This is a genomic window from Pantoea sp. Cr_R13, assembly GCF_029222565.1.
Classification (GTDB): Bacteria; Pseudomonadota; Gammaproteobacteria; order Enterobacterales; family Enterobacteriaceae; genus Pantoea; species Pantoea eucalypti.
In genome coordinates this window covers 101,837-114,389 of sequence record NZ_JARHXL010000016.1, presented here as the reverse complement: position 1 = coordinate 114,389, position 12,553 = coordinate 101,837, and the positions used below count along the sequence as shown (strand labels likewise).

The 12,553-nt window shown below is 46.8% G+C and carries 12 protein-coding genes; 6 read left to right on the top strand and 6 right to left on the bottom strand.

Annotated elements, in window-relative coordinates:
- Nucleotide 1: 1 nt before the first annotated feature.
- Together P2R09_RS16650 and P2R09_RS16645 are read right to left on the bottom strand one after the other, a co-directional pair.
- Nucleotides 2–985, bottom strand: coding sequence for a substrate-binding domain-containing protein (locus P2R09_RS16650; RefSeq protein WP_275771359.1), 984 nt, complete (start codon nt 983–985; stop codon nt 2–4).
- A gap of 12 nt (nt 986–997) precedes the next feature.
- A complete protein-coding gene (locus P2R09_RS16645) occupies nt 998–1,828 on the bottom strand; it encodes a DeoR/GlpR family DNA-binding transcription regulator (RefSeq protein ID WP_008926749.1) in 831 nt (276 codons plus the stop codon).
- Nucleotides 1,829–2,496: 668 nt separating this feature from the next.
- On the opposite strand from P2R09_RS16645, the gene P2R09_RS16640 reads away from it, so the two are divergent.
- Entirely contained in the window at nt 2,497–3,603 is a 1,107-nt protein-coding gene (locus P2R09_RS16640; protein ID WP_275771413.1) for an ABC transporter substrate-binding protein, read from the top strand.
- A gap of 50 nt (nt 3,604–3,653) precedes the next feature.
- Nucleotides 3,654–5,627 carry a catecholate siderophore receptor CirA gene (gene cirA, locus P2R09_RS16635; protein ID WP_275771356.1) on the top strand — a complete coding sequence of 658 codons (1,974 nt, stop codon included), beginning with the start codon at nt 3,654–3,656 and terminating at the stop codon, nt 5,625–5,627.
- 174 nt (nt 5,628–5,801) lie between these two features.
- On the opposite strand, the gene oxlT is transcribed toward cirA, so the two are convergent.
- From oxlT to P2R09_RS16620, 3 genes are all read right to left on the bottom strand, one after another.
- Nucleotides 5,802–7,076 carry an oxalate/formate MFS antiporter gene (oxlT, locus tag P2R09_RS16630; RefSeq protein ID WP_003850320.1) on the bottom strand — a complete coding sequence of 425 codons (1,275 nt, stop codon included), beginning with the start codon at nt 7,074–7,076 and terminating at the stop codon, nt 5,802–5,804.
- 589 nt (nt 7,077–7,665) lie between these two features.
- Nucleotides 7,666–7,863: a contact-dependent growth inhibition system immunity protein gene (locus P2R09_RS16625; protein WP_275771354.1), complete on the bottom strand. Its 198-nt coding sequence runs from the start codon at nt 7,861–7,863 to the stop codon at nt 7,666–7,668.
- Nucleotides 7,864–7,870: 7 nt separating this feature from the next.
- Nucleotides 7,871–8,170, bottom strand: coding sequence for an RNase A-like domain-containing protein (locus tag P2R09_RS16620; RefSeq protein WP_275771411.1), 300 nt, complete (start codon nt 8,168–8,170; stop codon nt 7,871–7,873).
- 385 nt (nt 8,171–8,555) lie between these two features.
- On the opposite strand from P2R09_RS16620, the gene P2R09_RS16615 reads away from it, so the two are divergent.
- Nucleotides 8,556–9,200, top strand: a complete 645-nt coding sequence (locus P2R09_RS16615) for a hypothetical protein (RefSeq protein ID WP_275771352.1) — start codon at nt 8,556–8,558, stop codon at nt 9,198–9,200.
- Nucleotides 9,163–9,384 carry a hypothetical protein gene (locus tag P2R09_RS16610; protein WP_187512831.1) on the top strand — a complete coding sequence of 74 codons (222 nt, stop codon included), beginning with the start codon at nt 9,163–9,165 and terminating at the stop codon, nt 9,382–9,384. The genes P2R09_RS16615 and P2R09_RS16610 overlap by 38 nt, the downstream gene beginning before the upstream one ends.
- Before the next feature lie 316 nt (nt 9,385–9,700).
- Here the strand turns inward: P2R09_RS16610 and P2R09_RS16605 are convergent, their stop codons facing one another.
- Nucleotides 9,701–10,165 (bottom strand): hypothetical protein, encoded by a 465-nt coding sequence (locus tag P2R09_RS16605; protein ID WP_275771349.1) that lies wholly within the window; start codon nt 10,163–10,165, stop codon nt 9,701–9,703.
- Between the two features lie 1,165 nt (nt 10,166–11,330).
- On the opposite strand from P2R09_RS16605, the gene P2R09_RS16600 reads away from it, so the two are divergent.
- Together P2R09_RS16600 and P2R09_RS16595 are read left to right on the top strand one after the other, a co-directional pair.
- Nucleotides 11,331–12,275, top strand: a complete 945-nt coding sequence (locus tag P2R09_RS16600) for a hypothetical protein (protein ID WP_275771347.1) — start codon at nt 11,331–11,333, stop codon at nt 12,273–12,275.
- Nucleotides 12,272–12,544 (top strand): hypothetical protein, encoded by a 273-nt coding sequence (locus tag P2R09_RS16595; protein WP_140033132.1) that lies wholly within the window; start codon nt 12,272–12,274, stop codon nt 12,542–12,544. Before P2R09_RS16600 ends, P2R09_RS16595 begins: the two co-directional genes overlap by 4 nt.
- The last annotated feature ends 9 nt before the right edge of the window (nt 12,545–12,553 follow it).

The window sequence follows — 12,553 nt, the reverse complement described above, 5'->3', positions numbered from 1 at the left end:
ATCAAAGCCCCATTTTTACCAGTTTTGGCAGGTTTTCTTTATCCAGACTCTCTGTGTTGTTACCGAGAATGGTGTGGGTCTTTTCATCCACTTTTACCTTGCCCAGCCCCTCAATCGTCATGCCGTCAGTAATCGGCTCTTTCTTCTGCATCATGTCGGCAATACGCACAAAGACTTCGCCCGCGGTCTCAGGATTCCAGATGTAGCCGCCTTTGATGGCGTTACGCTGAACCAGGGAGGCACCCTGTCCCGGACTGAAAGAGCCAAGGACACAAACCTGATCGATTTTTTTACGGTTCATGACCGCACGTCCGGCACCGATTGGCCCCTGCGAACCAAACGCAAGGATGCCTTTCAGATCGGGATATTTTGACATCAGCTCATTCGTGGTACGGATGGAGTCATCCAGTGATTCACCAACGCCAAATTTGTCGGTGACCAGCTGCATTTTGGGGTAGTGCTCTTTCTGATAAGCGAGTGCGGCGTCAGTCCACTGCTGATGCAGCGGCACCGTCAGGCTGCCCACATACATGGCGTATTTGCCTTCATCGTGCATGCACTTCGCCAGTGCTTTCATATGATTGATGCCATGGGTTATCGCATCGACCAGTTCAAAATCCCAGTTGGCGCCCTGCTGACCGGGAGACTCATGGGTAATGACTTCGATACCGGCATCGCGTGCCCGTTTCAGCACTGGCTCCAGCACTTTTGGATCGTTGGGGACTACGCCGATGATATCGACTTTCTGCGCAATCAAATCTTCAATGGCACGCACCTGAAGTGCCGGGTCAGCGGCAGTAGGTCCGACCATCCACGCATCAATACCGCGCTTCGCTGCTTCACTTTTAATGCCGGTTTCCATGGCATTGAACCAGGGAATACCGCCAATTTTGACCACAATACCCATACGCAATTTATCAGCAGCTTGCGCGCCCGTGGCGGCAAACAGAGCAAGTAAAGAGCAGGCGATAAGATGTTTTTTCATACAGACTCCGGGTTAATTTTTAATTAGCTGCATGGATTGATAACGCTGTGAACAGACGATGACATTGACGCCATTCCACGCCAGTTCCTGTTCAAGCTCTTTATCTTTTAATTGGTCAGTAATAAGAAAATCGACATCGCGGTAATGACATATTCGGGCGAACGAGGGCCGGAGAAATTTACTGCCATCCATTAAAAGATGTTTTTTTTCGGCGGCCAGCAGCATCTGTTGTTTCAGGTGCGCATTATTCTCATTGCCTTCGCGTAAATATCCGTCGTTACCCAGACTGCTACAGGAAAAAAATATTTTATTAATCTGAAATTCCCGCAGTGGTTGCTCAGCCACCACCCCATGGAAAGCCTCATCACGATCGGAATATTCACCGCCCAGACAGATAGTGCGAATACTGCCGCGAGCGGCAAGCGTCTGTACGATGCGCAGCGAATTGGTTAATACCGTTAATTCAATGTCTGGCAACTGTCGCGCCAGATACCAGCAGGTGGTACTGCTATCCAGTAAAATACAGTCGCCGGGACTGATAAAGTCGAGCGCGCGTTTGGCAATAATCATTTTTTCATCAACGTGCTCGTTAATTCGCTGCCGAAAAGTTAATTCACTTTGGTTAGCGATTCTGCTATTTCCTTGTGTGCCAGTGTTCTGTTTTTTTATCAGAACGGCGCCGCCATGGCTGCGTTGTAATAAACCTCGCTTTTCAAGCTGGCTTAAATCACGCCGAATTGTTTCCTGTGAAACCTGACACAGAGTGACCAGTTCTGAGACAATTACCCGGCCATTTATATTAATCTCATTAATAATTCTTTGCTGTCTTTCAATCGGCAACATACTTATCCTCCGATGGATATAAAGTACTGGAAGCAGACACGGGAAAATGTGGACTGGGCAGGAGTCCACGTGGGTAAATTGCGCTGGCGTTTATAAGGTGATGAAGTCGAAATATTTCATGAAAAATATTGCGGCTCATTACATTATTTAGTGATTGATCTCACATAATTAGCCTTATACGGCAGGTAGCAATCACCAAAAGGGTTAATAAACTATATAGACATTGTTGCTATGGCGTGACTGTTTATGACCGTTTGTGTGGGTTTGACCGTTTAAATCCACACCTGGCTTTCTCAGCGTCCCTGTTAAGTCACCTGAGGGTGAGGGAAAGATAAAAAATAACAGACTCAGTCCTGGTGATTCAGACGAAAATCAAGCTGTTCCGGCAATGGTTCTCCCGCTGAGCGCTTTCTACTTTTATGATCACGAGACTGCAGTAATGGAATGCGCAGCCTCGTTCACGCTATTCATCTTTCAGTTTTGTGACTCTCTGACCGTTGTTTATGGGCGCTTTAGTGCGCTCAATCATCGGGTTGCGCACAAATGTAAATGTAATTGATAATAGTTATCGTTTACATTATTGTTCGATTCTCTTCAGGGAAACGCAAAGGAATCGGAAGAAGATGAATTATCCTCAGAAACTAGTAAAAGTGCTTTCTGGCAAGCAGATGGTTGCCGGATTCGCAGGCCTCACGTTCGGTTTGCTCAGTGTAACGGCACAGGCGGTCACCGTCACAGACGTTGCGGGACGCACGGTTACCGTGCCGGATGATGTTCAGCGTGTGGTACTCGGAGAAGGCCGCTTGTTCTTCGCTCTTTCGCTGCTTGAGGGCCAGAAACCGTTTGACCGAATCGTCGGCTGGCAGGGCGATTTCCGTAAACTTGACCCGCAAACCTACGCCACCTATCGGGCGAAGTTCCCGCAAATCGACAACATCCCGTTGATCGGCACGACCAGTGCCGACACCATCAGCCCTGAAAAAGTGCTGACGCTGAATCCTCAGCTGGCGATTTTCGGTTTGTCGGGTCACGGTCCCGGCAAAGGAAGTGAGCTGGTGAAACAGCTGCAAAACGCCGGTGTGCCCGTGGTGTTTGTGGACTTCCGCACCTCTCCGCTCAAAAACACTCTGCCGAGTATGGAACTGCTGGGCAAAGTACTGAATCGTGAGAAACAGGCGCAGGAGTACATCCGCTTCTATCAGGAAAATATTAAACGCGTCACCGATGTGACCCGCGATATCCCGCTGCAGAATAAACCGAAAGTCTTTATCGAACTGCGAGCCTCCACAGCAGATGAATGTTGCCGCTCAGCCGGTAACGGCAACATGGGTGATTTTATCGATCTGGCGGGTGGCGTGAATATCGCCAAACCTCTGCTGCCGGGCGCGCTCGGTCAGGTGAATCTGGAAAAAGTCATTGCCGCGCAGCCGGATGTCTATCTGGTCAGTGGCGGTGCCAGACCGCCCAAAGCGGGCGATCCACAGCCGGTCAGTTTAGTGCTGGGTGCGCAGACCACACCAGAACAGGCAAGCGCCAGCCTGAAGCCGCTGATGGCGCGTAAAGGCATCAGCACGCTGAAAGCCGTGCAAGAGGGGCGCAGTTTTGGTATCTGGCACAACTATTACAACTCTCCCTATAACGTGCTGGCCGTTCAGTACTTTGCCAAAGCATTTTATCCGCAAAAGTTTGCCGGGCTCGATCCGCAGGAAACACAAAAACAACTTTATAAACAGTTCCTCGCTGTCGAACCGACCGGCACTTACTGGACAAAGTAAAAGGAACTTTGCCCCGGCTGCCGGGGCGTTTTACCTCTCGGAGAGACAAAATGGTTAAGACTAAATTTACACCTGCCGTTAAAGCAGGGCTGTTTGCACAACTGATTGCTGCCACGATGCCGGTGATGGCGGAAGAGGCCAGCGAGGTGAAAGAAAATGAAGATCAGATGGTGGTTACAGCCTCCTCTGTCGAACAAAATCTCAAAGATGCCCCCGCCAGTATCAGCGTAATCACACGCGAAGATCTGCAGAGAAAACCGGTACAAAACCTCAAAGAGGTGCTGAAAGACGTTCCCGGCGTACAGCTCACCAATGAAAGCGATAACCGACAGGGTGTCAGCATCCGCGGACTGGGTAGCAGCTACACGCTGATCCTGGTCGACGGCAAACGCGTAAATTCCCGCAACGCGGTTTTCCGCCATAACGATTTTGATCTGAGCTGGATCCCGGCAGAATCGATCGAACGTATTGAAGTGGTGCGCGGGCCGATGTCCTCTTTATATGGATCCGATGCGCTGGGTGGTGTGGTCAACATCATCACCCGTAAAGTCGGCACCCAGTGGCACGGCACGCTGAGCGCAGACACCACCGTTCAGGAACATCGCGATCGCGGTGACAGCGGCAACGGCAATTTCTTTGCCAGCGGCCCGCTGGTTGATGATTTACTGGGCGTGAAAGTTTATGGTGCGCTGGGTAAACGCAACAAAGATCAGGCCAGTTCCGCCAGTGGCAGCAATGGTCAGCCGCGCATTGAAGGTTACACATCGCGCAATGCTAATGTGGAATTCTCACTGACGCCGGATAAAGATCAGGACATCACGTTCGGTTACGGGATGGATCGTCAGGATCGGGATTCCGACACGCTGGATAAAAACCGTATCGAGCGCGAAAACTACTCGCTTGGCCATGCTGGCCGCTGGGGAGTGGCGAATACCGAACTGCGTTTCTACGGTGAAAAAATCGAGAACAAAAACGCCGAAACCATTACCTCGAAAAACAACGCTCTCGACGGCAAAGTTGTGATCCCGCTGGGTGATTACACTCAATTCCTGACGTTCGGCGGCGAATACCGCAACGATAAGCTGGAAGATGCGGTCAATATGAAAAATGGCGGCAGCGTGCAGGCTAATCAGTACGCGCTGTTCCTGGAAGATGAATGGCACATCTTCGAAAACCTGACGCTGACTGGCGGCGTACGCATGGATGACCACGAGAACTACGGCGTCAACTGGAGCCCGCGTGCCTATCTGGTCTACAACGCCACCGATGCGGTCACAGTGAAAGGCGGCTGGGCATCCGCTTTCAAAGCGCCTTCTCTGCTTCAGCTGAGCCCGGACTGGCTCAGTGGTTCATGCCGCGGGAGTTGCAATGTGGTGGGCAATAAGGATCTGAAAGCAGAAACCAGCGAAAGCATGGAGTTCGGACTCTATTACGCCGGTCAGAGAGGGTGGCTTGAAGATGTTACCGCCAGCGCGACGGTGTTTCAGAACGACATCGACGACATGATTACGGTTATCCGCACCGCCAACCGCAGTCTGGCGCCATCCTATCCAAATTTTGCCGGATTTGATGCCAGCGGCAATCCGATCTTCCGCTATTATAATGTGAATAAAGCACGGATCCGCGGGCTGGAAACGGAGCTCGGTCTGCCGGTCGCCGACAAGCTGAATCTCCGGCTGAATTACACCTACAATGACGCCCGCGATCTGAGTAACGGTGGCAACAAACCGCTGTCTGAACTGCCGTTCCACACGACAAATGCGACGCTTGACTGGAAACCGCTGGAGGACTGGAGCTTCTATCTTTCCGCGAATTACAAAGGCAAGAGCCGCACCGTGACCGATGGCAATGCAACACCAGGCGGATATACCACCTGGAATACCGGCGGGTCATATCAGGTGAACAAAGCGGTGAAAATCCGTGCTGGCGTTCTGAACCTGACCGATAAAGATCTCAACCGCGACGACTACAGCTATAACGAAGATGGCCGCAGATATTTCGCGGCTGTTGATTACAGTTTCTGATCGTCAGCGCCGGCCGGGACATCAGCAGTCCCGGCTGTTTTTGCGCTTTAAGTGGTTACTACGGGTTCCATCAGAGCCTGACATCAGAATCAGTCCGTCCTGACGATGCATTGTAAGAACGCAGAAGATGCCTGTTCAGTTCTGATCTCATTCAGCGATGTCACTCACCGACAATTAATGTGCACGATTATTTTGCGCGTGCATAAAGCGTGCACGCCAGGGCTTGAGCACCCACAACGCCAGACCGGCCGTGATAAAGTCGAAGGTAATCGCGCAGCCAAAGACCAGGTGCCAGTTATGGGTGTGCTGATACATCAGCGCCGCCAGCGGACCACCAAAGATCGAGCCAATTCCCTGAGACATATAGAGCCAGCCATAATTCGTGGAGGCATTTTCACTGCCAAAAGTATCGGTGAGTGTGGAGGGGAACAGCGAGAAGATTTCACCCCACCCGAAGAACACGACGCCTGAAAGCAGTACGAACAGCACGGGATCTTCACGGCAGGCGAGCCACAACGTCATCGCGACACCTTCCAGTGCGAAGGCAATAAACATGGTATTTTCGCGGCCGTAGCGGTCGGAAATAAAACCAAACAGGGGACGCGTTAAACCGTTTGTGAAACGGTCAATGGTCAGCGCCAGGGGCAGGGCGGCCATACCGAAAACGACTGCTTTGCTGATGCCAAAGTCTTCAGCAAAAATTGCCATCTGCGAAGTGACCATCAGTCCTGAGGTCGACATCATGGTCATCATCATGAACATCAGCCAGAACAGCGGCTGGCGCAGCATTTCTCTGGATTTAAACTGGCGCTGGCCTCGTACGGGTGACGATGTGTTGCTGACCGGCATCATCGCGCTGCTTTCAGGCAGCCTCAGGTTCTGGCTGGCGAGAAGTCCCACAGCGGCGAAGATGAGACCAAATGTCGTCATCGTCTGTTCCAGCCCGTAGCTATTAAGAGAAATGGAAATCGGGAAGGTGGTAAAAATCGCACCCATACCGTAGCCCGCCGCCACGGTTCCGGCGGCAAAACCGCGTTGCTGTGGAAACCACTTCATCACGAGTCCCACTACGCCAATATACACAATTCCCGTACCCAGTCCGCCCAGGCAGCCATAGACCAGATAGAGAGCAGTCAGGCTATCGACCCGGGCGGCGATTACCCAGCTGAAGCCCGCCATCAGCGTACCGATGGAGATCAGCAAACGTGGACCAAAGCGCTCAACCAGCCGTCCCTGGAAGGGAGAAAAAAAGGTCTGCAGAATAATCAGCAGCGAGAATGTGACCTGCAGTTCCGCCAGTCCGACGCCCAGTTTGGCAATCATCGGTTTGGTTAACAGCGTCCAGACGTACTGCGGGCTGGAAATAGCCGCCATGCAAATCAGTCCAAGTAGAAGCTGCACCCACTTGCTGTGTTTTGCTATTACCACCGGTTCGCTAATTGAGGTCATTATTATGTCTCCACATTACGCTCTGCTACACAGCTGAAATCAGTCTGCTCTGTTTACACACTGTTCTGGCATTGCGCAGATCCAAACCGTTGCCTGCTGCTAATGCCAGATTACTGAGACCGATATGCCAGTACATAGGTGTATGAAGAGAATTAAGCAGAAAATGTGCCAATAAAAATAAGCATTACTATCAACAGGTAATGAGATGGCTTAAAGGTTTAGTGTGATGAAGTGCAAAGAATTAGTGCGCTGAGATGGTGCGTGGGAAAGCGCTGGTGGTCATAAAAGCATTGGGGGTTTTGGGTTTTAAGGGCGATGTGCTGAGAGGGGCTCTCGAAAAGAGCTTAAACCGGTGGCTGAAAGATTGGGTATGGAATGGGTAGATTCTGACTCTAGGAAAAAATTGGAAACACAAATAGCCCGTAGGGTTTTCAGGAGTTCGATGATGGAGCTGGTAATCATGAACCAGGAAAATGTACTCCTGAAAGCCTTATTTCTCTGAAGAGATCTGACGAACAGTCATCAGGAATTCATGAGCCGTGGTTTCCCAAAGTTCAGGGGCAAAATCAAACCCATATCTTCTCCTGAATTACTTTTCGACATTGCCATCATAGGCTGAGATAAAATCGTCAACTTCTTCGACAAGATCGTTGAGCATCCAGTCTGGAACTGACTTTTTGAAAAGCCGCACTATGCCTTCGATCGTATCCTCGCCATCATTGATGATGTCTGCGTCATGATTGAAATAACCGAAAATCAGTTGGTCAGGAAAGTGGAATTTTTGCATTTTCTACCTATAAATCCGGGAATGCTGTGAGAATGTAGTAGGGTTTGCCGTTATATTGCTGAAACTCGATAACAACTCTCACATTTTTCATGACTATTCGCTGGCTACCTCCGCGCCGGAAACCATAGCCGATTGCTTTGCCAGATGCATTGCGAATAGTCAGCCTGCCTCCGAGCCTGCCTCCGCCCAACACCGATTTTATTACGTCACGGTTAGCGAAAAGCGCTTTCGATATAGCTTCTTCTGCTGACCGTACCTGTGTCCAGTCACTGCGTCCGGGCGTGGAGGTGCACGGCCAGCGGGTCACAAAGATGCAGCTGGACAGCGACACCACGACAATCACCTGGACGCCGCGAAATCGTACAACAAGCCAGCCGGTGCTGAGTTTCTGCCAAAGTTCGACAATTGAAAAGAGTGAAAAGGATTTCAGGAATTTTTAGTAATAGGATCTCCAAAAGGAGCTAAAGAAAAACATAACTTACTTTTATAGCTTAAAATAATTCTGTTTATGTATATTTAAATGGCTCGTCTTTTAGATAACATGTTTATAATTATAATCGTTAAATAACTATATAAATCAATTTTTAACATGGGGTCTAATTAGTGGTTTTGCTGGAATATAGTTCCAATGGAAATCCTGCGTCAGATTAGATATTCTCAACCCTGGACATAATTTGCTTATAAGGAAGAGTATGGACGCAAAGCAAATTGCTTATGGAATTGTGGATGGTATGTCATCGATTCCTTCGGGCATGTATCAGGGAGTTAAAAGAACATGGCAGGGTAGCGGCCTTGCCGGGAGCGATATTAAGAACCGGAATCGAAGGGAAACAGAACGATTTATGCGGTTGGTTAAGGCCACTACAGACAGGCATGAACCAATCCGACAACTGGTTACTATTGTGATTTTCGATTTTTATGCAAAGCTCGATAATGAGAGTAAGCAAGCTATTGATGGTAAGCTGGGTTATGGTGCTGGCAGGCTAGGGGGAAGGGTAGGTTCACAATTTATTCTGGCCCAGTTTATAGCTAAAAAAATATTAACTCGTATTGTTACTGCTGAGACCTTTAAGCGATTTGTGAGAGTTGGTTCGTCGCTATCGTTGAACCTTCTCATGATTCAAGGGTTAATCGAAGAGGCTTCACTTGCATCAAGATGGATGCAAAGCAGATTCCCAAAGACTTATTCTAAGGTTTCCCGACTGAATTTGGATATGGTCTATTTTCTTGTTGAGAAGCCACTTGAACCCTATCTGATGTACATCAACAGCCATACATTAATGTGTAAAGGTATACAGAATGAACTCTGCAAAATCATTTCTACTAAAATTCGGTAAGTTCATAGGTATACAAACTACTAATGTGGTTGAAGCTTTCTCCACGGGGATCTGCTCCTTCGCAGCATTTTTCTCGTTGTTTATATTTGAAGGCTGGCCATTAAAAATTGTTGGTTTTTTTGGTTTTTTTATACTTGCCTGGTTTATCGCTTATCTAATGGATAAGCTAAAAGGGGAAGCATGATTACTATGTCACATAATCTGTAAGTTATAATATTAAACGCTAAAGCCATGATACTAATCGTGGCCTTTTTTATTGCGTTCTTTCTCTTGTCAAAAACAGCATATCTCAAGGATGTGCTCTATGGAGTAATTACTGGTGATTCTTTAACCACTATGTGATCTGGCTGTGTGGTGAATACAGGAACGTAACCCTTTAATTTATTTGGCTGGCGAAGTCTGAATGGATTTTTTATCTTTGTGAATTTAAATGAAAATTATTGATTATAAAATTGTTGGTACACCTAAATGTATAACAATTGCTTTTGCTAAATGGTTTTTTATGCAGGGGAGGGCGATGGCTTTGCATCTATCTTCAGATACGCTTTCAGACCTGAAGAGCGTTTTACGTCACGCGGATCCGAAAAGAAAGGGATACGGAGCTTTGGCGAGTCGTTCACTTTAATTGTCCAGACAGACCCGCCAATGAAATTGAACTCAATGATTTCGTGATTGACAGACAGCGCCTCGAAAGAACCTGACGAATATGCATTGCCAACCTGTAAACTTTCAACAATACCCTGACTCAGGCTGATGAGAGTAACAGTAAGAAACTCTTCAAAGATCACATCATCCGTTGTGAAAAGAATATACCTATCATTGTCGACTTTAACGGAGGCTTCGAGTACCTGTCCTTTTATAGTGATACCCGTCGGTTTGTTATCGATCAATACTTCAGAAACGGCCTGCTGAAAATCAGTCGCTTTACTTTTCTCAATAAGCTTTACCGAGAGAGTTTGTTCCATGACTATCTCCATACTGGAAAAATTAAATAATATGAAGTTGGATAAAAATCACAATAAGTCCAGTCAGCAAACAGCATAAAAAACCAAATGCAAAAGTATAGTAAAGTGGTTTGAGAGTATTTATCTTTTTTAGATTTTGACTTTCATGTGCAAAACTATAAGCATTATCGCTCCTGTTTAAAAATAAGATTTTTTTGTTTTGTTTTAATCGCATAAAAAAATATGTCATTAGAGGTGAACCTATATATCCCATATTGCAGTGCAACAAGTAAGGGGTGGGAAGTGTATGATTTTTTTGGAAGTCTGAGATCAATTCCTGGTAACGGGATCTGTTAATCAGATACAAAAGAACACTTACTACTAAGCAAACTAAAGGAAGCATAAGCAAGACCATCAGGACCGATTTCATTTCTCAAATTCCCATGTATTCATAGATAGTATCCATTACAGAATCACTCGCTTTAGCACCTACATAGCCCGCAGCTATTGAGCCAACAGCAGCGCAGACTACCGCGCCGGTTCCTGCTGTGGCGATCCCTATTACTGCGTATACACCTAAACCTGCGAAAGCACCGGCTGCACCAGCTCCCACACCCGTTAAGGACGAAGCACCAAACTTACCATACTCTTTGAATGCAGTTCTTTTACATTCGCTCTAACGTCCTTTCACACTGGCATTGACTAGGTCTTTCATGATTCCAGCAAAGGCAAACCCCATTCCTATGTAACCACCTGATTTTAAGGATTTTACAGCTTTTGCTGTATTGCCTGCATAACTTGAATATCATGCCAGTCCTACTGTAGAGCATTCATGCACTATGGAGCGACAGGGTAGATTTTGACCTGCTCCCAGTATCAGATAAAACCTTCAGTTAGGAATATAGAAATATCGTGATTGCCTTTTGTTTGCTTTCTTAAATTTAATATCAACTATCATTACATTTCTTTCGGATTTAAACGTTTTTATTATTGAGGGTTTTGTTGGATTTTTAATTTAAATGATTATTTTAATTCTGTCATTTTTAATAAATTTTTTAAAAACTAAATGATAAGTGGATATCTATTCTTCGATCAGGTCAAACAAATATGATAAGCAAAACTACTGGATAATGCAGTATTCAAGAGTTATTCTGCAGGCAGCTTAACATATAACTGAGGATAGAGAATGGAAGTTATCCTTGGCGATATACAGTCAAGGCTACAGCTAGTCATCTCTAAAGCGGCAGTGCTCTTACCCTCTGACGTAGGTCAACAGCTTCTTGCTATGGTCACCCCCTCAGCATTAGCAACTATGGCGGGGGTCATCGTGGTTTGGGCTGGTGCGCACTTTTTTGGGATTGGTGAAATCGCTGATTTAGTGCTTCTCATTGTAGGTTGGGTAGCAGTAGGGGGTGTAGCGCTTGAAGCGGCTAAGAAGTTGTTTGATTTTGCCACGAAGACTAACGCAGCTCGTAGCGAAGGAGATCTTGACGTTGCTGCTAAGGATTTAGCAGACGCGATCACTCTGATAGGCGTTAATACTGTCCTCGCACTTCTTTTGAAGAAGAAGCCTGGTGATACATTTAAGACTCCTTTCAGGGGAGTAAAAATGCCCATATACAGCAGCGATATTGGAAGGCAAATGAACCTGCCTCGCAATGGAGGCTGGCGTTATACTCCTAAGATAAAAATTACAAAGCATAGTGACGTCGTTCAGGGACGCACAAAACCCTGGGGGGACGTAGAAGTAGGACGCAACTACTATCCTGGCGCAATGTCGAAAGATGACGCATATTTGCAGATGCTTTCAACTCTTTATCATGAACAGGTACACATGGCAATTGCGCCTAAGTTCTATTTATTTAGAGAACTTAGGGTTTTCATGAGACAAAGCGCATATAATAAATCATATATATTACGATACCTGGAAGAGTCACTTGCTGAAACTATTGGCTTATTAAGGGCAAGAGGGATGAGTAGGGAGTATATCATTGAAGGCTTCAAATTCCCTCTTGGAAATACTTACGAAATTACCTATACATTATTGCGGCATGAAACTGCAGGTATTCTTTTGGGTCCAGTAGTGGTTGGAGGGTTGATGTATAATGTTTGGTATGGAGTTCAGCAATGATATCGCAAAACAAAGCTGTTGAAATTGCCAAAGAATATGCAAGGGAAACAGGTTATGGTTGGGACGAACGTTTTCATGAGGCTGTGAGATCGTCTTTTGATGGCAAATCTGTTTGGGTTATTTCAACCTCAGATTTAAAATTTTCTGAAGATCTTCCATGGATGATGGAAAGTATGCCTAATCCAGTTAAATATTATATAGATGTCTCTAGTGGTGAATGTATTGCAGTAGGGGGAAGAGGCAGTGCGACTCTTCGATTAAATAAATAAATCAAAATG

Bases quoted from the DNA above. Each gene is read 5' to 3' on its own strand.
- cirA (WP_275771356.1), top strand. From the start codon at position 3,654: ATGGTTAAGACTAAATTTACACCTGCCGTTAAAGCAGGGCTGTTTGCA.
- P2R09_RS16615 (WP_275771352.1), top strand. From the start codon at position 8,556: ATGGACGCAAAGCAAATTGCTTATGGAATTGTGGATGGTATGTCATCG.
- P2R09_RS16600 (WP_275771347.1), top strand. From the start codon at position 11,331: ATGGAAGTTATCCTTGGCGATATACAGTCAAGGCTACAGCTAGTCATC.
- P2R09_RS16650 (WP_275771359.1), bottom strand. From the start codon at position 985: ATGAAAAAACATCTTATCGCCTGCTCTTTACTTGCTCTGTTTGCCGCC.
- P2R09_RS16605 (WP_275771349.1), bottom strand. From the start codon at position 10,165: ATGGAACAAACTCTCTCGGTAAAGCTTATTGAGAAAAGTAAAGCGACT.
- P2R09_RS16625 (WP_275771354.1), bottom strand. From the start codon at position 7,863: ATGCAAAAATTCCACTTTCCTGACCAACTGATTTTCGGTTATTTCAAT.
- P2R09_RS16645 (WP_008926749.1), bottom strand. From the start codon at position 1,828: ATGTTGCCGATTGAAAGACAGCAAAGAATTATTAATGAGATTAATATA.
- P2R09_RS16640 (WP_275771413.1), top strand. From the start codon at position 2,497: ATGGTTGCCGGATTCGCAGGCCTCACGTTCGGTTTGCTCAGTGTAACG.
- oxlT (WP_003850320.1), bottom strand. From the start codon at position 7,076: ATGACCTCAATTAGCGAACCGGTGGTAATAGCAAAACACAGCAAGTGG.
- P2R09_RS16595 (WP_140033132.1), top strand. From the start codon at position 12,272: ATGATATCGCAAAACAAAGCTGTTGAAATTGCCAAAGAATATGCAAGG.
- P2R09_RS16610 (WP_187512831.1), top strand. From the start codon at position 9,163: ATGAACTCTGCAAAATCATTTCTACTAAAATTCGGTAAGTTCATAGGT.